The following is a 22559-nucleotide window of genomic DNA, read 5'->3' as shown; positions in this document are numbered from 1 at the left end:
GCTCCCGGGTCGGCCACAGCACTCCCCGTTCCTGAAATAGGGTGGGGGCGCTCACCGTCGTCGCTCGCTCTTGGAGACCTACATGGCAGCCGGCCTTCCTCCCGCCATGGACCGACCGCACTTCATCGGGATCGGTGGGGCAGGAATGTCGGGGATCGCGAAGATCCTCGCGCAGCGCGGCGCCGTGGTCGCGGGCAGCGACGCCAAGGAGTCGGCGACGGCCGAGGCGCTGCGGGCACTGGGCGCGACCGTGCACATCGGCCACGCCGCGGGGCATCTCGCCGACGACGCCAGCTGTGTGGTCGTGTCGTCGGCGATCCGGCAGGACAACCCCGAGCTGGCCCGGGCGGCCGAGCTCGGCATCCCCGTCGTGCACCGGTCCGACGCGCTCGCGGCGCTGATGGACGGGCTGCGGCCGATCGCCGTCGCCGGTACGCACGGCAAGACGACCACGACGTCGATGCTGGCCGTCTCGCTGAGCGAGCTGGGCCTGAAGCCCTCGTACGCGATCGGCGGCGACCTGGACGCGCCCGGCTCCAACGCGCTGCACGGCGAGGGCGAGATCTTCGTCGCCGAGGCCGACGAATCGGACCGCAGCTTCCACAAGTACGCGCCCGAGGTCGCGATCGTCCTCAACGTCGAACTGGACCACCACGCCAACTACGCGTCGATGGACGAGATCTACGAGTCGTTCGAGACGTTCGTGGACCGGATCACCGAGGGCGGCACGCTGGTGATCGCCGCCGACCACGAGGGCGCGCGGGAGCTGACCCGCCGGGTCGCCGGACGCGGTGTGCGCGTGGTGACCTACGGCGAGTCCGACGACGCCGGCGTGCGCATCCTGTCGGTCGTGCCGCAGGGGCTGAAGAGCGAGGTCACCGTGGTGCTGGAGGGCGAGGAGCTGACCTTCACCGTCTCCGTCCCCGGCCGGCACTACGCGCACAACGCCGTCGCCGCGCTGGCGGCCGGCGCGGCCCTCGGCGTCCCGGCGGCCGAGCTGGCCCCGGCGATCGCCGCGTACACGGGCGTGAAGCGGCGGCTCCAGCTGAAGGGCGAGGCCGCGGGCGTCCAGGTCATCGACTCCTACGCCCACCACCCCACCGAGATGACCGCAGACCTGGAGGCCATGCGCGCGGCGGCCGGCGACGCCCGGATCCTGGTCGTCTTCCAGCCGCACCTCTTCTCGCGGACCCAGGAGCTCGGCAAGGAGATGGGCCAGTCCCTCGCCCTCGCGGACGCCTCCGTGGTGCTGGACATCTACCCGGCGCGCGAGGACCCGATCCCGGGTGTCACGAGTGAGCTGATCATCGAGGCGGCCCGGGCCGCGGGCGCCGACGTGACGCCGGTGCACGACGAGGCGGACGTCCCGTCGGTCGTCGCGGGAATGGCGAAGCCCGGGGATCTCGTTCTCACCATGGGAGCGGGCGACGTCACCGACCTCGGCCCGCACATCCTGGACCGTCTGTCGAACTGAGGGGCTGGAGGCTCATGCCGTACGACGTCGAGAAGCCGGACGAGCAGTGGCGCGTGGAGCTGAGCCCGGGCGAGTACGCGGTGCTGCGCCAGGCGGCCACGGAGCCCGCCTTCACCGGTGAGTACACCGACACCAAGACCCGGGGCGTCTACTCCTGCCGCGCCTGCGGAGCGGACCTGTTCACCTCGGACACCAAGTTCGAGTCGCACTGCGGCTGGCCGTCCTTCTTCGACCCGAAGGACACCGACGCCGTGGAGCTGATCGAGGACCGCTCGCACGGCATGGTGCGCACCGAGGTGCGCTGCGCACGCTGTGGCTCGCACCTCGGGCACGTCTTCGAGGGCGAGGGGTATCCCACGCCCACCGACCAGCGGTACTGCATCAACTCGATCGCGCTGCGGCTGGCCCCCGACGAGGGCTGAGGCGGCGCTCAGCGGATCCGGCACTCCTTCTGGGTGAGGTGCTTCGTGTCGCCCGCGATGCGACTGCACAGCACGTGGGTGTCGGAGGTGCCGTCGTCGTCGCGGCGGACCTCCTTCAGGACGATGCTGTGTCCGGTGCGGTCGCCGTACAGCGGAGCGCCGGTGAAGTCGATGATGCCGGTGGCCATGCCCTCGATCCTGACGTTGCGCAGGTTCACCCAGGTCGAGGCACGGCTCTGCGGCCGGTCGTCGCGGGTGGCCGCCCAGAACAGGGCGCGGGTCGCGTCATGGGAGAGGGCGGTCTGGCCGCTGGCCAGGGCGGGGCTGTCGTAGCGCAGGCGATGGCCGCGCAGTCCGGGCAGGTGCTTGGCGGCGTCCAGGTAGAAGGCCGTCCCCTTGGCGGCCGTCCGCAGCTCCGCGAGGGCCGCGTGGTACAGCGTGACCTTCGGTGCGACGGACTGGCCGCCACCGGCGAAGTCGGCCTTGGACAGGTCGTCACCGGTGAGGATGGCCAGGGGCTTGTCGGCGCACCCCGGCTCGGTGCCCAGCTGGGTCATCAGCGGGTCGATGTCCTCCACCCGCCCCGCGAAGTAGACGACGGACGGGACCCGGCCACCCCGGCAGATCTCCTGGGCGTGCGAGCGGAGTTCGGGCTTGCCGCCGCTGAGGGTGTAGCGGCGCTGCGGGAGCGGGGTGAAGCCCTGGCGTCTGAGCATCCCCTGGCCGTAGCGCGCCTGTTCGTCGGTGTAGAGGTCGTCGGTCTTCGCCGTGTCACGGGCCAGGACGAGGGCGTACTGCCGCCGGTCGGGCCTGCGCAACTGGGCGGCGATCAGGCCGAGTTGCCGGGTCTGCCACTCGTCGGTGGCGGCCAGGCTGAACCAGTTGGCGAACTCGCGGGGCAGATAGGTCGCGGAGTTCGTGCCGGAGACGACCGGCAGGCCGGCCCGCAGCAGGGTGCGGATGGTCGCCCGGCTCGACTTCAGGTCGCGGCCGGTGCCGACGACTCCCACCACGGTCGGGTCGTGGGCGGCGTACGCGGCGATCGCCTCGGCCATCTCCTCCTGGTGGCCAAGGTCGACGCCGCCGTTGGCGATCAGGACCCGCAGCTTCACGCTGGAGTTCTCGTTGACGACGGCCTGCGCCAGATACACGCCCGCCAGTTCCTCGGCGCCCTTGACGAGGGAGGAGCCGGCCGAGGCGTCGGCGCTGAGCGGCCCGGCGTAGACGACGGTGACGTACTTGCCGGCGTGGTGGGCGAGGACGTCCGCGTTCTGCCGCGCGATACCGTCCTCCAGGTCGGCCACCGTCCAGGGCGTCCCGTCGTCGGCCTTGAGCGCCTTGACGTCGTCGCCGGGCTCGGGTGCGGGCAGCCAGTCGGCGAAGCGGACGTCGTGCGTCGCGATGCCGATGCACTCCGTGCTGCCGTCGGGCGCCGACTCGCGCCGGGTGTCCCGGTTGGCGGTCAGCACGGACGCCGAGCAGTACCGGTCGTGCAGGGCGTCGGCCCGCATGACGATGGCCGCGGCGAGGAGGGCGACGACCAGGACCAGCGTGTGCAGGGCCCACACCAGCCGGGCGAGCGTCGGCCGGGAGGAGGCCCGCAGGTGGTGGCGGCCCTCCTCGACCGGGCCCAGCTGGTCGTGGGGGAGCGGGATCTTCATCACCCACGGCAGGACGGACCGCTCCCGGCTGGGTGACTGCTCGGCGCGCAGGTTGCGGCCCCACTCCTGGTACCAGGTGCGCAGCCGGACGCCGAACGTCGGCGGTGTGGCGTCCGGGGCGGGTGGGGTCTGGACGACACTGCGCTCCAGGCGCGGCACGTCGTCGTTGCGCACCGCGGCCACCACGAGCAGCGGGTCGAGCTCGCTGCGCCGGCTGCGGACGTCGCTGATGGCCCGGATCAGCTCGATGCCGCCGTTGCGGTCGTCCGCGTGCGGCAGGAACAGCATCGGCGGCCGGGGCCGTTTGAAGCCGCGCAGGTCCCAGCTCCAGCGGCGGTGGTTGTCCCGCAGGTCCTCGCGCAGCGCCAGGACGCACAGCTGGAGGTGGAAGTCGCCGCCCGCCGTGAGCGCCTCGGCCACGTCGTAGGCCCGGGCCGCGATCGCCTTCCAGGAGCGGACCGGCCGCAGCAGCGACACCTCGGTGGACTCCTCCTGGTCCGCCGCCCTCAGGAACGTCGTCGTCATGAACCAGCGGCTCTCCCGGCGCAGCCACAGGAAGATCGGGGCCCGTCCCGGCAGGACGTAGTTGAGGACGGTCAGCAGCAGCAGGAAGACGAGGCCGGCACCGACCGCGACGTACCACTCACTGCGGGCGAGAAGCGCGGCCAGGACGGTCACGAGGCTCGCCGGGAGGATGTGGGCCATGTCGAACAGCGGCAGGCCGGAACGCCAGCGGGCCGTGTTCTTCGGCCGCCAGCGCTGCTGCGCCAGCTCGTTCAGCAGCCGCAGCCGCTGGTCCTGCCCCGCCTCGGGGCTGCCGGGGGCGGGCGCGGGCCAGCTGTCGCCGAGCGCCGCCACGGCGTCGTCGATGGCGTGCACCAGCCGCAGCCGTGGGAACGCGTAACGCCGGTAGAGCGCCTTCGGGCCGCCCCACTTCCTCGGGTCGCTCAACGCCCGGACCAGGGCCGCGGCCCGGCGCACCTCCGTGGCGCCCTCGTAGGTGTCCTGCGTCACCGCGCAGCGCGTGCCGTGCGCCTCCTGGCCCGCGTGCAGCTGCCGGACCAGCCCGGCCACAGCGTCGTCGTCCCGGCCCTCCTGGGCGTGCACGACGAACACCGGCATCGGCGGTTCGGTGCTCCTGCGGAAGTCCTGGATGAGGATCTCGAGCTGGTTCTGGAGATGGCGCCCGGCGTCGCTCGCCGGCATGCCCTCGTGGCCCCCGGCGCAGTCCGGCGGCGTGCGATGGTCCTTCACCATGGGCAACCCCCCGTTAACCTTCGGTGACCTATGAGATTAACCGCTGCCGATGGGGTGCGAGTGGGTGACGAACGAACTTCAGGAACGATGCGGCTCCACGGCGGGGGTGGCGCTGAAGGGGTGACTCTTCGAGATGCGGCTCCACGGCGGGGGCGGCGCTGAAGGGAGGACTCCTCGAGACGCGGCCGCCGACGCCCACCGCCGGAACTCCCGCAGCGGCCGAACCGGCGTCACCGGGATCACGCCGCGGCGGCCCCGTCCGCGCCCGCCGCCGGAAAACCGGCACTGCGCAGCACCCGCCGGTCCGCGTCCACCGCGAACACCTCGCACCCCTCGCGGGCGGCCGCCCAGCCGACGCCCTCCCCGCCCAGTGCGAAGGCGGCCGTCGCAACCGTGTCCGCCTCCGTCAGGGTCGGGGCCACCACGGTCAGGCTGAGCAGGCCGGTCGCGGGCCGGCCGGTGCGACCGTCGAGGATGTGGTCACCGCGTTCGTAGCGGGCGGAGGTCGCCACGGCCCGGTCCGTGACGTCCAGGACCGTGCAGAGCCGGTCGGCGTGTTCGGGGTGGCGCACGCCGACGCGCCAGGGGCCGCCGGAGGCGATCACGTCGCCGCCGGCGTTGAGGCAGAACCGGCGCGCCCCCGCTGCCGACAGCAGTTCCGCGCCCCGCTGCACCGACCAGCCCTTCACCACGGCGCAGGGGTCCAGGCCGCGGCCGGGCAGGCGCACGTCGAAGGCGCCCCCGGTGGCGATCCGGTACTCCTCGCACAGGTCCAGGACCTCGCGCAGCTCCGGGCCGGGCCCGGGCACCTCGCCCCGGTCCAGTCGTGACACCTCGCTGTCGGGGCGGAACGGGCTGAACCGGGCGTCGACCTCGCGCAGCCAGGCGAACAGGCCGTCCACCGCCGCCTCGGGGACGTCCTCGTCGTCGATCCGTACCGACACCGGGAACCCCATGACGTGCTCGACGCGCCGTATCCCCCTCATGCCTCTCATCCCCGCGCGTCGATGGCGGCCTGGAGCGACTCCTTGTAGCCGTCGCTGGTGATCGTCGCACCCGACACCGTGTCGATGTCGGCGCTCTGCGCCCGGAGCGTCTCCTCGATCAGCTGAGGAACCGCGGCCGTGGTCTGCGGGTGGTCCGGCTGCTGCAGCATCCGCACCGCGGCGATCCGGTCGCCGTCGAAGGTGACCTCGACCCGCACCGGTCCCTTCTCGGTGTCGACGAGGGACCCGGACACGACGGTGGCCGTGGCGCCGCCCGACGTGGAGGCCGAGGGGGTGGACGCCGGCGCCGCCGCCTCGGCGGGGGCCGGCGACGAACCGGCTGCCTGCGAGGGCGCGTAGCGCCAGAGGGGGATCAGGCCCGCGACACTGAGGACGAGGACGGGCAGGGCTCGTTTCACGACGTACTCCTCGTCATCCGGCCAGGCTGAAGCGTTCGAAGTGGATCTGCGGCCCCGGCACACCCAGCTCGCGCAGGCTGCCGAGCACCGCGTTCATCATCGGTGGCGGGCCGCACAGGTAGACGTCCCGCTCCGCGAGGTCCGGCACCAGCCGGGCCAGCTCCGGCGGAGCCAGCCGGTCGGGCACGGGAGGGCCGGTCACCAGGTGCAGTTCGGCACCCCTGGCGAGGGCCAGGTCGCGCAGTTCGTCGTAGAGGACGGCGTCCCGGTCCGTGGCCACCCGGTAGATCACGACCGCGTGGCCGTGCAGTTCCTCCAGCAGGGCCCGGATCGGTGTGACACCGACGCCACCGGCGATGAGCACGGCGTCGGGGCGGGTGCGGTGCAGGGTGGTGAAGGCGCCGTAGGGGCCTTCGGCGAACACGCGCGTGCCGACCGTCAGATGCCGCAGGGCGGCGCTGCCGGCGCCGGCCCGCTTGACGGTCAGGCGCAGCGTACGGCCGTCCGGGGCGGCCGACAGGGAGAACGGGTTCGCCTGCCACCAGCGGTCCCGGGTCAGGAACCGCCACAGGAAGAACTGCCCCGCCCGGGCCGGCAGCCGGTCCAGGTCGCGGCCCGTGACGTAGACCGAGACCACGTGGTCGTTCTCCGGGACGACGGCCGTCACCCGGAGCCGGTGGCGGAGGTTGCGCCACAGCGGCAGCACCAGCCGGCCGGCGAACACCGCGGCGAGGGCCCCGCCCCACAGGGCGTACCAGTACGCCGTGGCGACCGGCGACGAGGCGAACGTCGTCCCCGCCGCGACCTGGTGCGTGAACGCCAGCACCACCGCCACGTAGGTGTACAGGTGGATGAAGTGCCAGGTCTCGTACGCCAGGCGGCGCCGGGCGTACCGGGCCGAGACCGCACCCACCACCAGGATGATCGCCAGTGCGACGATCGCCCGCAGCACGCCCTCGACCGTCTCGGCGAGATCCACCAGCTGGTTCACCGGGTCCAGGGACGAGGACGCGGCGTAGCCGAAGACGATGAACACCGCGTGCGCGAGCAGCAGCCACAGCACCGAGAAGCCCGTCCAGCGGTGCCAGGACGTCAGCCGGTCCATGCCGATCCGCCGGTCGAACCACGGCAGCCGGGCCACCAGCAGCAACTGGAACGCCATGAGCAGCGCCGCGTACAGACCTGCCAGCCGGCCCAGCACGATCAGCGCGTTCGAGGCGAAAGAGGCCTGGGCGAAGAACACGGCCACCACGACCGCGTTCGCCAGCAGCACCGCGGACAGGCCGGTGCGGCCCACCACTGCGGGCCGCGCGCCCGGGCGGGGCGCCAAAGGACGTTGATGGAGGGTCGTCACGATCGGCAGCTCCTTGATCGGCTCCTGGTACACCGAGCTTGGCGCGGGGGAGCTGTCGGGAAGCTGTCGCCCTACTTTCAAGTGTTTATCGATCCGGCGGCGGGAGGGCGGGCGGCTATGGCGGCGTGGGACGCGTGCCGCAGTATGAGCGCGTGGAGAAAGTACGACTTCTCGTCGTCGACGACGACCCGCCCATCGCCGACCTCGTCGCGACCGTCGCCCGCTACGAGGGCTGGGAGGCGGTCACGGCGTACACCGGGGAGGACGCACTGCGGCGGGCCGCCGAGTTCCATCCGGACATCGTGGTGCTCGACCTGATGCTGCCCGGCGTGGACGGCTTCGGCGTCCTGGACCGGCTGCGCGCCTCCGGCACGATGGTGCCGGTCGTCTTCCTCACCGCCCGCGACGGGGTCGCCGACCGGGTCGCGGGCCTCACCCGGGGCGGGGACGACTACCTGGTCAAGCCGTTCGCCGTGGAGGAGCTGATGGCCCGGCTGCGGACCGTGCTGCGGCGCAGCGCCGGACCCGCCTTCCAGCGGTCCGTGCTCCGGGTCGGCGACCTGACGATGGACGAGGACACCCGCGAGGTCCGGCGCGGCGCGCGGCTGCTGTCGCTCACCCCGACCGAGTACGAGGTGCTGCGCTACCTCATGCGCAAGTCGCCCGCCGTGCTGACCAAGGCGCAGATCCTCGACCACGTGTGGGAGTACGGCTTCGGCGGCCGCTCCAACGTCGTCGAGCTGGTCGTCAGCCGGCTGCGCCGCAAGCTCGACGAGACCGACGAGGGTGGCTCGCCGCTCATCCACACCGTGCGCGGCTTCGGGTACGTGCTGCGGCAGGCCGCCGAGTGATCGCCCGGCTGCGGCGGACCTACCGCAGGATGCGGCTGGGCACCCGGCTGGCCCTGGGCCTCGGCGCCCTGTCCCTGGTGGTGTTCGCCGTCGTCGGCACCGCCCTGACCACGTACATGCGGGACTATCTGTCGGCGCAGCTCGACACCCAGCTCGCGCAGGCCCAGATCGCCCAGTCCAAGAGCATCGCGGACTACGGCACCCTCTCGGGCAAGAAGTACTACAGCTGGTTCTACGCCGTCTACGACGTGCGGAACGGCACGCCCGAGCTGCGCAGGCCGGAGGACCCCGCCGACCTGCCGGAGGACGTCGACGACTTCACCTCCCTCGCCCGGGCCCAGACCGCCGCGCACCAGGAGATCCTGCGCACCGAGCACCTCGAGGACGCGGGCTCCTACCGGTTGCGCGCCTGCCAGGTGAAGCCCGGGGTGGTGCTGGTCAGCGCCGCGCCCATGGAGGACATCGAGGACACGGTCGGGCAGCTGATCACGATCCAGGTCGTCACCTTCGCACTCGCCCTGCTCGCGCTGGTCGTCTTCGGCCGCCGGATGCTGCGCCGCGGCCTGAAACCGCTCAGCGACATGGCGTCCACCGCGCACGGCATCGCCTCGCACGACCTGACCGAGTCGGCGGCCCGGCTCCCGCTGCGCGCCGACGGCCGGGACGGCGGGCCCGAGGTGGACGAACTGCGCACCGCCTTCAACACGATGCTGGAGCACATCGACGACTCCCTAGCCGTGCGCGCCGAAGCCGAGCAGCGGCTGCGCCGCTTCGTCGCCGACGCCTCGCACGAACTGCGCACCCCGCTGATGTCGGTGCGCGGTTACGCCGACCTCTTCCAGTACGCCGCAGCCAACGCCCCCGAGGAACGCGACCGGCACCTGGCCCGGTTGCGCGCCGAGGCCGCCCGGATGGGCATCCTCCTGGACGACCTGCTGCTGCTGGCCCGGCTGGACGCTGCGGAGGTGGAGACACCGCTGCGCGTCGAGGACGCCGACCTGGTGGAGCTGGTGGGCCAGGCCGCGGACGCCTTCCGTGCCGGTCGCCCCGACCATCCGCTGACCGTCCTGGCGGGTCCGGACCCGGTGCCGCTGCCGATGGACCCGCTGCGCATCCGGCAGGTCGTCGACAACCTGCTGACCAACGCCGCCGTGCACACCCCCGCCGGGACGAAGGTGTCGGTGGAGGTCGCCCTCGTGCCCGGCGCGGCCGAAGTGCGGGTCGCCGACACCGGTCCGGGCATCCCGCCCGAGGACCGGGCCCGGGTCTTCGACCGCTTCTACCGCGTCGACAAGGCCCGCAGCCGTGACCGCGGCGGCAGCGGCCTGGGCCTCGCGGTCGCCCAGTCCCTGGTGCGTGCCCACGGCGGCCGCATCGAGCTGAACAGCGCACCGGGGGCGACGGTGTTCACCGTGCGCCTGCCCGTGTCTGTCGAAGCCCGGGAGCGCAGCCGCTCGTAGGCGGTGAAAGGGAGGAGGGGCACCAAGCTCCCAGGGGTCGATGCCACCGGGACCTCGAGAAGGACCTCTCTGTACAGGTCAGGGCAGCCGGTGAACGCCGGACTCCGAGTACCGTCTGCGCCAACAGATCGTCGCCCGGTTCGCGTGCTGCCGACCCCACCGCACCCGACCCTCCGAGGCTTTGCGCGACCCACGCCGCACGCGGCCCTCGGTCAGGGGCGCAGACGCCGGTGTGCGCGCGGTCCCCGGGGCGTATCCGGAGGCTGTCAGGCGGTGATCCTGCCGAAGAGGTGGTTGGCAGGGGCTTCCGGGTCGTTGCCGTAGAAGAACTCCGAGACCGCCTGGTGGAACTCGGCGCGGTCCAGTGCACCGGAGCCGTCCCGGTCCAGGGCGGCGAAGACCTCGGCGCAGTCCTCGCGGGGAGCGCCGGAGACCGAGTTGAACATCAGCTGGAACTCGTCCTGCTCGATCTTGCCGTTCCCATCAAGGTCGACGAGGTCGAAGAAGCAGTTGGTGACCGGCTCGATCTGTTGCGGGTACTGGGCGGGGTCGGTGAGGGCCTGCTTGAAGCCTTCGACCATCTCCCGCAGGTCCACCTTCCCGTCACCGTCCCGGTCCAGCGGTGCGATCACGTTGGTCCAGAACTCGTCCATCCCCGCGGTGAGCCGACGGGCGGTCGTGGAGTCGGGCGCGGTGCGGCGGGCGGCGATGTAGCGCTCGCTCATCATGCGGACGTCCTGCTGGGTGATGAACCCGTCGCCGTCGACGTCCGCGCCCCTGAACCACCGGCCGTACTTGAGGTCTTGAAGTGCAGTCACAAGTGCGGACAGTATTCAAATGGTTACGCAGGCGCAAACAGATGAGGAGCGACTGCCCCGGCGGGGAGCGCTCCATGTCGCTGAGCGTCGGCGTACCACGAGGTCACGCCTCCGTGGCGGGGGCCGTTCGTGTCACTGTTCGAGGTGTGGTGGTGTGAAGGCGAGCACCTCCGGCAGGGGGCCGTCGTAGGGCTCGACGTCGACGAGCGCGCTGTGTGCGCTCGGTCCCTGGGACAGGCGCGAGCACCCGCGGTCCGCGGTGAGGGCGTTCGGGTTGCCGTGGCGGTCCAGGGTTCCGCTCCGGCCCGGCTGGGCGGGGTCCCACCACGCTCCGGTGGACAGTTGGACGACGCCCGGCATGACGGCGTCCGACACGATCGCGCCCGCCAGGCAGCTGCCCCGGTCGTTGAAGACGCGCACGATCGTGCCGCTCTCGATGTCGCGCGACGCGGCGTCCAGCGGATTGATCGTCATCGGCTCACGGCCACGGATCTTCGACTCGAGGCTGTGGCCCCCGTTGTCGTACTGGCTGTGCAGGCGTGAGGCGGGCTGATTCGAGATCAGGTGCAGCGGGAATCGGCCCGCCGGGGCGCCGCGGAGCCACTCCACGGGTTCGAACCACGTCGGGTGCCCGGAGCAGTCGTCGTAGCCGAACGAGTCGATCTCCTCGGAGAAGATCTCGATGCGGCCCGACGGCGTCGTCAGGGGGAAACGCTGCGGATCGGAGCGCAGCGCCTCGAAGCTGCCGGGAAACGGCCCGGTGAGCGCCGGCAGCGCGACACCGGAGGCGCGTTCCCAGAAGTCGTCGAAGCCCGGCAGGGCAGCGTCGTCACCGAGGCCGACCCTTGTCTGCTCGTAGAGGTGCCGGACCCATTCGGTCTCGGAGCGTGCCTGTGTGAACTCACGCTCATAGCCCAGCCGGGCGGCCAGGGCGGCGAAAATCCAGTGGTCGGTGCGTGACTCACCGGCCGGCTCGCGGACCTTCGGCATCGCGACGAGGTGCGGGTCGGAGAACCCGGCGGCGAAGTCGTCACGCTCCAGGCTGGTGGCGACGGGAAGCACGATGTCGGCGAACTTGGCCGTGGTGTTCCACCAGGCTTCATGGACCACCACCGTGTCCGGGCGCTGCCAGGCACGGGCGAGTCGGTGGAGGTCCTGGTGGTGGTGGAAGGGGTTGCCTCCGCACCAGTAGATCAGGTGCAGGTCCGGCAGGGTGAGGCGCTGACCGTCGTAGTCGATGGTCCTGCCCGGTTCCAGCAGGGTGTCGGCGATCCGGGCGACCGGGATGAAGTCCGCCACGGGGTTGGCAACCCGGGGCACCGACGCCACCGGCGGGCGCCCCGGGGCAACACCCGTCGCATCCATCGTCGCGTAGCCCGCGCCCCAGCCGCATCCGGGCCGGCCCATCGAACCCGCCATGGCCGCCAGAACGACCGACATCCAGATCGGCTGCTCGCCGTGGTCCGCGCGCTGTATCGCGTAGTTGACCATGATGAGAGAACGCTGTGTGGACAGGCGGCGAGCGAGATCCGTGATCGTGTCGCGGCTGATACCCGTGATCCCCGCGGCCCAGTCGGCGTCCTTGACGAGGCCGTCGGCCTCGCCGGTCACGTAGGAGGCGAAGCGGTCGAATCCGACGCAGCAGCGAGTAAGGAAGTCCTCGTCGTGCCATCCGTTGACCAGCATCGTGTGCGCGATGCCGAGCATCAAGGCGGTGTCGGTGTTGGGGGTGACAGGCAGCCACTCGGCGTCGAGGAAGTCGGCGGCATCGCTGCGGATCGGGCTGACGTTCACGAACCGCACCCCGGCCTCACGGCACTTCCGTTGCAGTTCCCGTGTCTGGTGCCGGGCCAGTCCGCCAGGGTTGATCTGGCTGTTCTTGAGAGCCAGCCCCCCGAACGCCACCACGAGCTCGCAGTTCTCGGCGATCTCGTCCCACATCGGCATCCGGGACTGATAGCTCCACGGTGCCCCTCCGATCACATGCGGAAGGATGACCTCAAGAGCGGCGGTGCTGTACGTGTTGCGCGAGTCGGTGTAGCCCCCTCCCAGCGCCAGGAACCGATGGAGCTGTCCCTGCGCGTTGTGGAATGCACCCGCACTGGCCCAGCCGTAGGAGCCACCGAACACCGCATGGTCCCCGTGCTGTTGACGCACCCGGAGCAGTTCCCCGCTCACCAGCGTGAGCGCGTCGTCCCAGCTCACCTCCACGAAGGCGTCCGTACCTCTGGCCGTGTCATCGGCGCGCGGCAAGCCATTCAGCCACCCCTTGCGCACCGCGGGACGCAGCACCCGCGCGCTGTCCTCGGCAGCCGTCACCATGCCGGGGCCGATGGGCGACGGCGTGGGGTCATCGCCCCGGGGCTCGATGCGCACCAGCCGACCGGAATCGACCACGGCGACGAAGGTGCCCCAGTGCGTGGCCACCGGCAGGCGTCGTACCACCGTGCATCAACTCCAGCCCTGAAGTTTCTCCGGCTCACGGACAACGGCCGCTCACACCACAGGGGTCCCGCGTCGGTCAACGGTCCGCAGGACAAAGGCTCCCCTTGCAGGGTGCTGCCCAACCCTGACGGCGCCGGGGTCCTTCTTCGTCCTCCACCTCCACAGGGCCAGGAGCGGACCGGGCTGCCGGTCGCACGCTTCGGGCTGCGTCATCACGGCCTTCTGCCACACCACTAGACTCGTCCGGAAACAGCCCGTACGACCCTGGCCAATGCTTCCGCCAACCCGAAGGGCTCCGGCGCCTTGATACGGATCGAATCAGTCACCAAGCGGTATCCGGACGGCACGGTGGCTGTCGACCGGCTCTCCCTGGAGATACCCGACCGCTCGATCACCGTCCTCGTCGGACCCTCGGGCTGCGGCAAGACGACCACCCTGCGCATGATCAACAGGATGGTCGAACCGAGCGAGGGGACGATCCTCCTCGACGGCGAGGACATCCAGCGCCGCCCCGTCACCACCCTGCGCCGGTCCATGGGGTACGTCATCCAGAACGCCGGCCTCTTCCAGCACCGCACGATCCTCGACAACATCGCCACCGTGCCCCGCGTGCTCGGCTGGGGCAAGCAGAAGGCCCGGGCCCGGGCGGCGGAGCTGATGGAACGCGTGGGCCTGGACGCCGCGCTCGCCAAGCGGTACCCGTACCAGCTCTCCGGCGGCCAGCAGCAACGCGTCGGCGTGGCGCGGGCGCTCGCCGCCGACCCGCCCGTGCTGCTCATGGACGAGCCGTTCTCCGCGGTCGACCCGGTGGTGCGCAAGGGCCTCCAAGACGAACTGCTGCGCATCCAGGACGAGTTGGGCAAGACCATCGTCTTCGTCACCCATGACATCGACGAGGCGATCAAACTCGGCACGATGGTCGCCGTGATGCGCGAGGGCGGTCACCTCGCCCAGTACGCGCCCCCGGCCGAGCTGCTGTCCAGCCCCGCCGACGGCTTCGTCGAGGACTTCCTCGGGGCCGACCGCGGCATCCGGCGGCTGTCGTTCTTCCCCTCCGCCGAACTCCCGCTGACCACCGGCCCGGTGATCCCCGCCGACGCCTCCGCCGAGCGGATCGCCGCCGCCGACGCCCCCTGGCTCCTGGTCACCGACGCCGAGGGCAAGCCCCTCGGCTGGGCCGAACCCGCCGACCTGACGGCCGGCGACATCGACCCCGGCCGCCTCCTGCCGCACGGACGGCCGTTCGTCCCCGGCACCGACTCCCTGCGGGCCGCCCTCGACTGCGCCGTGCTCTCCCCGGCCGGCTGGGCCGTCGCCGTGGACGACGCGGGGCGGGTGACCGGCGTCGTCTCACAGGCGGCCATCGGCGAGGCGATCCGCAGCGCCCACGCCGCGGGCCACGCCGACGTGGCCGAGGTCGCGTCGTGAACGGCTTCTTCGACATCCCGAGCGACCTCCAGCACAGCTACGCCGGCCTGATCGGACTCCATCTGCGCGAGGCCCTGCTGCCCGTCCTGGCCGGCCTGCTGCTCGCGCTCCCACTCGCCCAGCTCTGCGTCCGCTTCCGCTGGCTGTACCCGCCGGTGCTCGGCGCCACCACCATCCTCTACGCCGTCCCGTCGCTGGCCTTCTTCGTCGTCCTCATCGACTACACCGGCCAGACCGAGCTGACCGTGATGATCCCGCTGGCCGTGTACAGCCTCGTGGTGCTCGTCCCGGCCATCGTCGACGGGGTGCGGTCCGTGCCCCAGGAGACCCTGGCCGCGGCCACCGCCATGGGCTTCGGACCCGTACGCCGTTACGTGCAGGTGCAGTTGCCGATCGCCGTGCCCGCCATCATCGCCGGGCTCCGGGTCGCCACCGTCTCCAGCATCTCCCTGGTCAGCGTCGGCACCCTCATCGGCAACCAGGGCGCGCTCGGCAACCTCCTCGCCGACGCGCAGAAGTACGACCGGCCCGAACTGGCCGTGAACTCCGTGATCACCACGGCCGTCCTGGCCATCGCGTGCGACGCCCTGCTGGTGCTGCTGCGCGTCGCGCTCACCCCGTGGATGCCGAACGGCACCCGCAGGCGCCCGAAGGCCGGCGTGCGGCAGCCCCTGCCCGCTCCCCAGGACGTGACCCGGTGAACGTACTTAACTTCGTCAACGCCTTCTTCAGCGACAGCGCCCACTGGCACGGCTACGACGGCATCCCGCAACGCCTGCTCGAACACGTCCAGTACTCGCTGCTCGCCCTGGCCCTCGCCGCCGCGATCGGGCTGCCCGTCGGCCTGCTGACCGGGCACACCGGGCGGGGCGGCAACGCGCTCGCCTTCATCGCCACCGCCGCCCGCGCACTGCCCAGTTTCGGCCTGCTGGTGCTGATCGTCATCGTGATGGGCTTCGGGCTGCTGCCCGTGATGATCCCCCTGGTCGTCCTCGCCGTGCCGCCGATCCTGGTGACCACCTACGAGGCGGTGCGCACCGTCGACCCCTCTCCGGTGGACGCCGCCCGCGGCATGGGCATGCACGAGTCGCGGATCCTGTTCCAGGTCGAACTGCCGGTCGCGTTGCCGCTGATCCTGAGCGGTCTGCGCTCGGCGGCCATCCAGATCGTGTCGACGGCCACCATCGCCGCCTACGTCAGCCTGGGCGGTCTCGGCCGGTACATCGTCGACGGGCTCTACCAGCGCGACTACGAGAAGGTCGTCGGCGGCGCCACCCTGGTGGCCGTCCTGGCCCTCGTCACGCTGGCGCTGTTCTGGGTGGCGGGCCGGGTCGCCGTGTCGCCGGGCGTGCGCCGACGCTGACGGTCAGGTCTGTAACAAACCGTGACCAGCACGCACTTGACTGATCACAAAGCGGCTGGATTGGATCGGTGGATGACTTTCACCGCGAAGAGCAGCAGGTCCAGGACGAGGCACACCAGCGTGGCGGCCGTCGCGCTCACCGCCGCTGCGGCGCTGCTCGCGGGCTGTTCGTCCGGCGACTCCGGCGACAATCCCCTGGCGGGCGAGAAGGCGAAGGCCGGGACCGTCGTCGTCGGCTCCAACAACTTCGCCGAGAGCACCCTGCTCGCCGACATCTACGGCGAGGCCCTCAAGGCCAAGGGGCTCAAGGTCACCTACAAGCACAACATCGGCAGCCGTGAGACGTCGTACGGGCTGATGAAGAACGGCACCGTCACCGTGCTGCCGGAGTACAACGGCTCGCTGCTGGCCTACTTGGACCCCAAGGCCGGGCAGAAGTCCCCCGAGGCGGTGAACGAGGCCGTCAAGACCAAGCTCGACAAGAGGCTGACGCTGCTTCAGTCGTCGCCCGCCGAGAACAAGGACTCGGTCACCCTCAACGCCGAGACGGCCCAGAAGTACAAGCTCACCTCCTCCTCCACCCTCGCCGACCTCAAGGACGCCGCGCCGGACCTGGTGATCGGCGGTTCCCCCGAGTTCCAGACCAGGCAGCAGGGCCTGAAGGGCCTCAAGTCCGTCTACGGCCTGGAGTTCAAGTCCTTCAAGGCGCTCGACGCGGGCGGCCCGCTGACCCAGGCGGCCCTGGCCAAGAACACCATCCAGGCCGCGGACGTCTTCACCACGGACCCGACCATCGTGAAGGAGAAATTCGTCGTCCTGAAGGACCCGGAAAACCTCTTCGGGTTCGCCAACGTCACCCCGCTGGTCAACAAGAGCGGCCTGAACCAGAAGGGCGTCGACGCACTCGACGCCGTCTCCGCCGAGCTGGACACCAAGACGCTCCTGAAACTGGACGCGCAGGTGCAGCTCGAGAAGAAGGACCCGCTGGAGGTCGCGACGGCTTGGCTGAAGTCGGCGGGCCTGAACTGACGTCCCGAGGAACCCGAGCGTGAGGGCCCGACGGCCTGAGGAGGACCGGCCCGGACGACCGCAACCGCCCGGGCCGGGCCCCTTTCGGCAGCCCCCTACGCCTGCACCGCCGACGCGATCAACTGGTCGATCAGCGCGATCAGCACGTCCCGGCACGACTCCCGGTCCCGGGCGTCACACAGCAGCACCCGGACGTGATCCGGCACCGCCAGCGCCTCCCTTATCTCCTCGGGCGGGTACGGGTGTTCGCCGTGGAAGCCGTTGACACCGACGACGAACGGAATGCCCCGGCGCTCGAAGAAGTCGATCGCCGCGAAGCTGGACCGGGGTCTGCGCACGTCGACCAGGACCACGGCCCCGAGCGCGCCGAGCGCCAGGTCGTTCCACATGAACCAGAACCGCTGCTGCCCCGGCGTACCGAACAGGTACAGCACCAGTTCCCGGCTGATGGTGATCCGGCCGAAGTCCAGGGCCACGGTGGTGGCCCGCTTCTCCTCGATGCCGTCGAGGTCGTCGATGCCCAGACCGGCCATGGTCAGGGGTTCCTCGGTGCGCAGCGGGACGATCTCGCTGACCGACCCGACCATGGTGGTCTTGCCGACGCCGAAGCCCCCGGCGATGAGGATCTTGACCGTGTCGGGTGCCGAAGACGCGTCAGGGGCAAGGTCAGAGCCGGCCAAGGCCGTCCCTCACTTTCTGCAGCAGGTCCAGGTCCGGGGTGGTACGGGAGACCAGGCGCGGTGGACGGACGGTGATCCGGCCCGCCTCCAGCAGGTCGCACAGCAGGATGACGACGACGCTCACCGGCAGGTCGAGCCGGGCGGCCAGCTCCGCCACGGCGACCGGCTCGGCGCACAACCGCAGGATCCGGGTGTGCTCGGGCTGGCACCGGACCGCCGTCTCGGGCGGCGGATCGACCGCCGTGACCGTCGAGATGAGCGTGAAATCGGCGCGGCTGGGCCGGGTCCGGCCACCGGTCAGAGCGAACGGCCTGACGAGCCGGCCCGCCGGATCACCTACGTCCACCTCACACGCCGGGATCGACGACGGGGCCGGCCATGCCCCGGGGTGCCGCGCTGAGGTGCTCGCCGATCTTCTTCACCAGCATGTTCATCTGATAGGCCACCACCCCGACGTCCGCGCCCGGCCCGGTCAGCACGACCAGATGCGCGCCGGGGCCGGCGGAGGTCAGGATGAGGTAGCTGTTGGCCATCTCGATGAGCGCCTGGCGCACCGGACCGCCCCGGAAGTCCATGCTGACGCCCTTGCTGAGGCTCATCAGCCCCGACGCGGTCGCCGCGAGCCGCTCGGCGTCGTCGCGCAGGAATCCGGTGGACTTGCTGACCACCAGGCCGTCCTCGGAGAGCACCACGGCCTGGTTCACGTCGGCGACCCGCTCCACGAGTCCGGTCAGCAGCTGGTCGAGCTGGGTGTGCGTGGCGGGGATGGGGCGTGTCATTGCGGTGTCCTTCGTCAGCGGTCGGCGGGCGGAGTCGGGGCGACGGGATCGGCGGCGGCCTGGCGGGCTACCTCGGCCGTCTCGTCGGGGTGGGGCGGCTCGGCGTCGTCGTCGCGGGCCCGGAGCGTGCCGCGCTGGAAGCCGGCCAGGGAGGACGCGGCGGCCTCCGCGGTGAAGTCGTCGAACGAGCCGTCGTCGACGGCCGGTGCGGCCTCCTCGCGCAGCTCCTCGACCAGGCTGGTCTGCGGCACCCTGCGGGGGAGCGGCTTGAGACCGTCCCGCCGGGGGAGGGCCTCGCGGTCGGCCGGGGGGACGGCGGAGGCGGTGCGACCGTCCCGGCGGGGGACGGCCTCGCGGTCGGCGGACGGGACGGCGGAGGCGGTGCGGGCGGTGACGAGGGGTCTGAGCTCGCGAACGGACCCGGCGCCCCCCGTTCCCGCCGATGACCCGGTTCTCCCCGACGCCCCGGCGCGCTGCGGTGCACCGCCCGGCTCGGCGTCCTTCGCATCCCGTCCGTCCACCGCCGACAGCCCGTCGTCCCGGACTTCGCCGTCCTTCGTGCCACCGCCCGGTCCTCGCGGCGGGCCGGCCGGGGCCGCGAGTCCGTCCGGACCGGTTCCGGCCCCGGCGGCCCGCGGCTGCGGGGCCGCGCCGTCCGCCGGCTCCCGCACCACGATCTCGTGCGGGATCAGCACGATCGCCGTGGTGCCGCCGTAGGGAGAGGAGCGCAGGGTGACGGCGATGCCGTGCCGGTGCGCCAGCTGGGCGATCACGAACATGCCGAGGCGCAGGTCGTCGGCGAGCGCCACCACGTCGAACTGCGGGGGCACCGCCAGCTGTTCGTTGAAGGACGCGTAGTCCTCCTCCGACATGCCGAGACCCCGGTCCTCGATCTCGACGGCCAGGCCCTTGGCCACCATCTGGGCCCGCACCGTGACGGAACTCGGGGCGGGGGAGTACGCGGTGGCGTTGTCGATGAGCTCGGCCAGCAGATGGATGACGTCGGCGACCGCCGGCGGCGCGACGCACACCTCCTCCTCGGTGAGCACCTCCACCCGCCGGTACTCGGCGACTTCGCCGACCGCGCTGCGCAGGATGTCCATCAGCGCCACCGGCTCGCTCCAGCTGCGGCCGGGCCGCTCGCCGCTGACGATGACCAGGTTCTCCTCGTACCGGCGCAACTGGCTGGCCGTGGAGTCCAGTTCGTACAGGCCCTTGAGGATGTCGGGGTCGGTGTGCTCGCGCTCCAGCGTGTCGAGCTTGCTCAGCTGGAGGTTGACCAGGTTCTGGCTCTGCCGGGCGATGCCCAGGATGATCTTCTGGAAGCCGCGCCGGGTGTCGGCGAGTTCGACGGCGGTGTGCACGGCCGTGCGCTGGGCGGCGTTGAACGCCCGTGCCACCTCGCCCAGTTCGTCGTGTCCGTAGTCCAGGGGCGTGGTCGCCGACTCCGGGTCGACCGTCTCGCCCCGCTCCAGCCGCGCCACCACGTCGGGCAGCCGCTCCTGCGCGAGACTGACGGCGGCCCGGCGCAGGCCGCGCAGCCGCCGGGACAGCGAGCGGGTGATCCGCCACGACATGCCGACGCACAGCAGCAGTGCGAGCAGCCCGCCGGCGCTCAGCAGGGCAGCCTTGAGCAGCAGGGCGTCCGCCTTGTCGGCGCTGCGCTGCAGCAGGCTCGCCGTCTGCTGCTGGATGAGGGCCGTGTACTGATCGGACAGCTTGTCCATGGCGGCGGACCACTGCTTCTGCGCAGGGGGCAGGGCGATCCGGTCGGCGGTGCCGCTCGCGTTGCGCGAGGCCAGCACCCGGTCCTCGACGGACTGCAGCGTCTGCCAGTCCCGGCTCGCCAGGATCCGCTCGGTCTGCGTCTTGGCGCTGCCCGTCAGCTGCGGCACGACCTGGTCCTGGACCAGCCAGCGCCGGGTGTTCACCAGCTCCGTGAACTGCGTCCACGTCTTGTCGTCCAGGTGCCCGTCCGGCCAGGCCAGGGTCAGCTGCGCGTCCTCCCGGGAGACCAGCTCCGCCGCGTGCTCGAGACCGATCAACGGGCCGGCCTGCGAGGTGAGGTCGCCGTCGTCGACCTGGGACAGCTCCTGGAAGGCGTGGATCTGGTCGTCGATGATCGACGAGTACTGGTCCAGCGCCTGCTGCGCGGTGATGTCCGTCGGGTGGTCCACCTGGTCCCGGTAGTACTCCAGGCTGCCCACCGAGCCCAGCACCGAGTACAGCCGGTCGGATATGCGCGCGGGTGCCTTCTCGATCGCGTCCGCCTGCCCGACCAGCTTGGCCACGGCCTTGTCGGTCTCCTCGCGCTGGGCGTCGAGGGCCGCCCGGGATCCCTTCGCTGAGGCCAGCCAGGCGGCCGACAGGCTGCGTTCCCGCTGCAGCGCGAGCGTCGCGTCGGTGCCCATGGCGCCGGTCGACCGGCTGAGCTCCGTCTGGTCGCGCAGCCTCAGGCCCTCCGAGAACATCTGGATCGTCGTCACGCCCCACATCGCGGCGAGGGTGACGCTGGGCACGAGGGCCAGGAGCACCAGGGAGAGGCGTATGGAACCGAGGCGGCGCCGGGCACCTGTCCGTCGAGGCATCGTCGTCCTAGGGCGATCAGCGGGGGCTGAGGAACGGGGAGGAGGGGGAGCGGTCGGGGGGTGTGGGGGACGGGCGAGGGGGTGGTGCCGTCCCGGGCACGGCACAAGGGATGCGCAGGATGTTATCCGTACAAGTGGACCTGCGGGCCGGGCCTGACCGAATCTTTGGCGACACCGTCACGGGAAGCGTCCGGTCACCGGGTTCCGGCGGCCGCGAACCTCGCCACCGCGGACACGTTCGACCTGGTCACGAACGCGGGGCCGGTGAGCACCGGCGCCGTCCCGCCGCCGCTGACGTTGCCGTTGGTCCGGTACAGCCACAGGGCGTCCACCGCCAGGTAGCCCTGGAGATAGGGCTGCTGGTCCACGGCGAACTGCACCTCACCGCTCTTCACCGCCTCGACCAGGTCCTTGTTCAGGTCGAACGTGGCGACCTTCGCCCGGCTGCCCGACTCCCGCACGGCCTTGACGGCACTGAGCCCGTACTGGGCGCCCAGGGTGACGACCTCGTCGATGCTCGTGTCCTGCCGCAGCCGGGCGGCGATCGTGGCGGTCACCGCGTTCATGTCGCTGCCGTCCACGTACAGGTTGTCGGTGTCGCCGCGGAACGTCTTCCGCATTCCGGCGCAGCGCGCCTCGAGGGCGACGTTGCCCCGCTCGTGCACCACGCACAGGGCGTGCTCGGCCTTGACGTCGTCCAGCTTGTCGCCGACGGCCCGGCCCGCGACGGACTCGTCCTGGCCGAAGTACTCCAGCAGCCCGGCGGGCCGCCAGGCGTCGATGCCGGAGTTGAGCCCGACCACGGGGATGCCGGCCGCCCTGGCCCGGGCGATCGGGCCCCGCATCGCCGCCGGCTTGGCCAGCGTCACCGCGATGCCGTCGACCTTGTCGCGGACCGCGTCCCGCACCAGCCCGGCCTGCGCGGTCGGGTCGGCGTCGCCCGCGTACGTCAGGTCGACGCCGTCCTTGGCGGCGGCCGTCTCGGCGCCCTTGCGCACGAGGTCCCAGAAGGCGTCCCCCTCGCCGCCGTGGGTGATCAGGGCGACCTTCATCCCGCCGCCCGGCCCGCCCGCGGCGTCGCCGCCGGCTCCGTCGTCGGCCGCGCCCAGGACGGAGCAGCCCGACACCAGCAGACACAGGGCGGACAGCAGAGCCGCGACACGGATGCCTCTGCCGGAGGTGGGAGGCGGGCAAGGAGTGTTCATGGGGGGCGGACCTCGCTGTGCGGCCGAGCAAGAGCAGGGTGAGAGCGCAGACGGGGCCGCAGGGCTGCACCGACCGGATGACTCTCGCTGGCCCGGAGCCAACCGTGTGTGACCACCGGTAGTCAAGTGAGCGGCCACATGCCGTGAGTTGATGCTGCCGCATCGTGATGATCTGTCCGGCCGGTCGAACGAAGGGGGGCGTGGTGCCTCCCACCTCGGCTTTTCCATACCGTCCGTGCGGTTCGGACGCCCGTGCGGACCGGCCTGACGACGTCAGGAACGCTCGCGCGGTGGGTCCTTCGGGCCCGCCTAGACTGGGGCGGCGCACGCAGCGAGGCAG

General features: G+C 71.6%; 19 protein-coding genes. 8 read left to right on the top strand and 11 right to left on the bottom strand.

Annotation, left to right across the window (positions count from 1 at the left end; translation table 11 throughout):
- Positions 1-82: 82 nt before the first annotated feature.
- The gene (murC, locus tag AB0B29_RS15595) at positions 83-1474 is read left to right on the top strand and encodes a UDP-N-acetylmuramate--L-alanine ligase (RefSeq protein WP_362239243.1); all 1392 of its coding nucleotides are present in this window, start codon (positions 83-85) and stop codon (positions 1472-1474) included.
- A 14-nt stretch (positions 1475-1488) separates the two neighbouring features.
- Positions 1489-1896 (top strand): peptide-methionine (R)-S-oxide reductase MsrB, encoded by a 408-nt coding sequence (gene msrB, locus AB0B29_RS15590; RefSeq protein WP_352094963.1) that lies wholly within the window; start codon positions 1489-1491, stop codon positions 1894-1896.
- 8 nt (positions 1897-1904) lie between these two features.
- On the opposite strand, the gene AB0B29_RS15585 is transcribed toward msrB, so the two are convergent.
- The 4 genes from AB0B29_RS15585 to AB0B29_RS15570 form a co-directional block, all read right to left on the bottom strand.
- Positions 1905-4814, bottom strand: a complete 2910-nt coding sequence (locus tag AB0B29_RS15585; RefSeq protein ID WP_362239240.1) for an ABC transporter substrate-binding protein — start codon at positions 4812-4814, stop codon at positions 1905-1907.
- A 239-nt stretch (positions 4815-5053) separates the two neighbouring features.
- Entirely contained in the window at positions 5054-5791 is a 738-nt protein-coding gene (locus AB0B29_RS15580) for an FAD:protein FMN transferase (protein ID WP_362239973.1), read from the bottom strand.
- A 14-nt stretch (positions 5792-5805) separates the two neighbouring features.
- Entirely contained in the window at positions 5806-6219 is a 414-nt protein-coding gene (locus tag AB0B29_RS15575) for an FMN-binding protein (RefSeq protein ID WP_362239237.1), read from the bottom strand.
- Between the two features lie 13 nt (positions 6220-6232).
- Entirely contained in the window at positions 6233-7519 is a 1287-nt protein-coding gene (locus AB0B29_RS15570; RefSeq protein WP_362239970.1) for a ferredoxin reductase family protein, read from the bottom strand.
- A 206-nt stretch (positions 7520-7725) separates the two neighbouring features.
- Here AB0B29_RS15570 and AB0B29_RS15565 point away from each other — a divergent pair, with 206 nt between their 5' ends.
- The gene (locus tag AB0B29_RS15565) at positions 7726-8424 is read left to right on the top strand and encodes a response regulator transcription factor (protein ID WP_362239235.1); all 699 of its coding nucleotides are present in this window, start codon (positions 7726-7728) and stop codon (positions 8422-8424) included.
- Positions 8421-9884, top strand: coding sequence for a sensor histidine kinase (locus AB0B29_RS15560; protein WP_362239233.1), 1464 nt, complete (start codon positions 8421-8423; stop codon positions 9882-9884). Before AB0B29_RS15565 ends, AB0B29_RS15560 begins: the two co-directional genes overlap by 4 nt.
- A 266-nt stretch (positions 9885-10150) precedes the next feature.
- On the opposite strand, the gene AB0B29_RS15555 is transcribed toward AB0B29_RS15560, so the two are convergent.
- Positions 10151-10702 (bottom strand): EF-hand domain-containing protein, encoded by a 552-nt coding sequence (locus tag AB0B29_RS15555; protein WP_362239231.1) that lies wholly within the window; start codon positions 10700-10702, stop codon positions 10151-10153.
- 132 nt (positions 10703-10834) lie between these two features.
- Positions 10835-13129, bottom strand: a complete 2295-nt coding sequence (locus AB0B29_RS15550; RefSeq protein ID WP_362239229.1) for a molybdopterin-dependent oxidoreductase — start codon at positions 13127-13129, stop codon at positions 10835-10837.
- 321 nt (positions 13130-13450) lie between these two features.
- On the opposite strand from AB0B29_RS15550, the gene AB0B29_RS15545 reads away from it, so the two are divergent.
- The 4 genes from AB0B29_RS15545 to AB0B29_RS15530 all read left to right on the top strand — a co-directional run bounded on the left by AB0B29_RS15545 (position 13451) and on the right by AB0B29_RS15530 (position 16967).
- Positions 13451-14575 carry an ABC transporter ATP-binding protein gene (locus tag AB0B29_RS15545; protein WP_362239227.1) on the top strand — a complete coding sequence of 375 codons (1125 nt, stop codon included), beginning with the start codon at positions 13451-13453 and terminating at the stop codon, positions 14573-14575.
- Complete coding sequence (locus tag AB0B29_RS15540; RefSeq protein WP_362239225.1) at positions 14572-15276, top strand: ABC transporter permease; 705 nt, start codon at positions 14572-14574, stop codon at positions 15274-15276. Before AB0B29_RS15545 ends, AB0B29_RS15540 begins: the two co-directional genes overlap by 4 nt.
- Complete coding sequence (locus AB0B29_RS15535) at positions 15273-15938, top strand: ABC transporter permease (RefSeq protein ID WP_104778254.1); 666 nt, start codon at positions 15273-15275, stop codon at positions 15936-15938. The genes AB0B29_RS15540 and AB0B29_RS15535 overlap by 4 nt, the downstream gene beginning before the upstream one ends.
- Positions 15939-16010: 72 nt before the next feature.
- Positions 16011-16967, top strand: coding sequence for an ABC transporter substrate-binding protein (locus tag AB0B29_RS15530; RefSeq protein WP_362239222.1), 957 nt, complete (start codon positions 16011-16013; stop codon positions 16965-16967).
- Positions 16968-17062: 95 nt separating this feature from the next.
- Here the strand turns inward: AB0B29_RS15530 and AB0B29_RS15525 are convergent, their stop codons facing one another.
- From AB0B29_RS15525 to AB0B29_RS15505, 5 genes are all read right to left on the bottom strand, one after another.
- Positions 17063-17647 (bottom strand): GTP-binding protein, encoded by a 585-nt coding sequence (locus tag AB0B29_RS15525; RefSeq protein WP_362239220.1) that lies wholly within the window; start codon positions 17645-17647, stop codon positions 17063-17065.
- Entirely contained in the window at positions 17634-17993 is a 360-nt protein-coding gene (locus tag AB0B29_RS15520; RefSeq protein WP_362239217.1) for a DUF742 domain-containing protein, read from the bottom strand. The genes AB0B29_RS15525 and AB0B29_RS15520 overlap by 14 nt, the downstream gene beginning before the upstream one ends.
- A 1-nt stretch (position 17994) precedes the next feature.
- On the bottom strand, positions 17995-18426 hold the full coding sequence (locus AB0B29_RS15515) for a roadblock/LC7 domain-containing protein (RefSeq protein ID WP_020271575.1): 432 nt from the start codon (positions 18424-18426) through the stop codon (positions 17995-17997).
- A 14-nt stretch (positions 18427-18440) separates the two neighbouring features.
- Positions 18441-21014 carry a sensor histidine kinase gene (locus tag AB0B29_RS15510; protein ID WP_362239215.1) on the bottom strand — a complete coding sequence of 858 codons (2574 nt, stop codon included), beginning with the start codon at positions 21012-21014 and terminating at the stop codon, positions 18441-18443.
- Between the two features lie 194 nt (positions 21015-21208).
- Positions 21209-22219, bottom strand: a complete 1011-nt coding sequence (locus AB0B29_RS15505) for a substrate-binding domain-containing protein (RefSeq protein ID WP_362239212.1) — start codon at positions 22217-22219, stop codon at positions 21209-21211.
- Between the last annotated feature and the right edge of the window lie 340 nt (positions 22220-22559).

This window comes from Streptomyces tibetensis (assembly GCF_040647715.1).
Lineage (GTDB): Bacteria > Actinomycetota > Actinomycetes > Streptomycetales > Streptomycetaceae > Streptomyces > Streptomyces tibetensis_A.
This window is presented reverse-complemented; position numbering and strand designations above follow the sequence as displayed.

Coding starts and splice junctions, on each gene's coding strand:
- msrB (WP_352094963.1), top strand. CDS start 1,489: ATGCCGTACGACGTCGAGAAGCCGGACGAGCAGTGGCGCGTGGAGCTG.
- AB0B29_RS15505 (WP_362239212.1), bottom strand. CDS start 22,219: ATGAACACTCCTTGCCCGCCTCCCACCTCCGGCAGAGGCATCCGTGTC.
- AB0B29_RS15515 (WP_020271575.1), bottom strand. CDS start 18,426: ATGACACGCCCCATCCCCGCCACGCACACCCAGCTCGACCAGCTGCTG.
- AB0B29_RS15585 (WP_362239240.1), bottom strand. CDS start 4,814: ATGGTGAAGGACCATCGCACGCCGCCGGACTGCGCCGGGGGCCACGAG.
- AB0B29_RS15530 (WP_362239222.1), top strand. CDS start 16,011: ATGACTTTCACCGCGAAGAGCAGCAGGTCCAGGACGAGGCACACCAGC.
- murC (WP_362239243.1), top strand. CDS start 83: ATGGCAGCCGGCCTTCCTCCCGCCATGGACCGACCGCACTTCATCGGG.
- AB0B29_RS15510 (WP_362239215.1), bottom strand. CDS start 21,014: ATGCCTCGACGGACAGGTGCCCGGCGCCGCCTCGGTTCCATACGCCTC.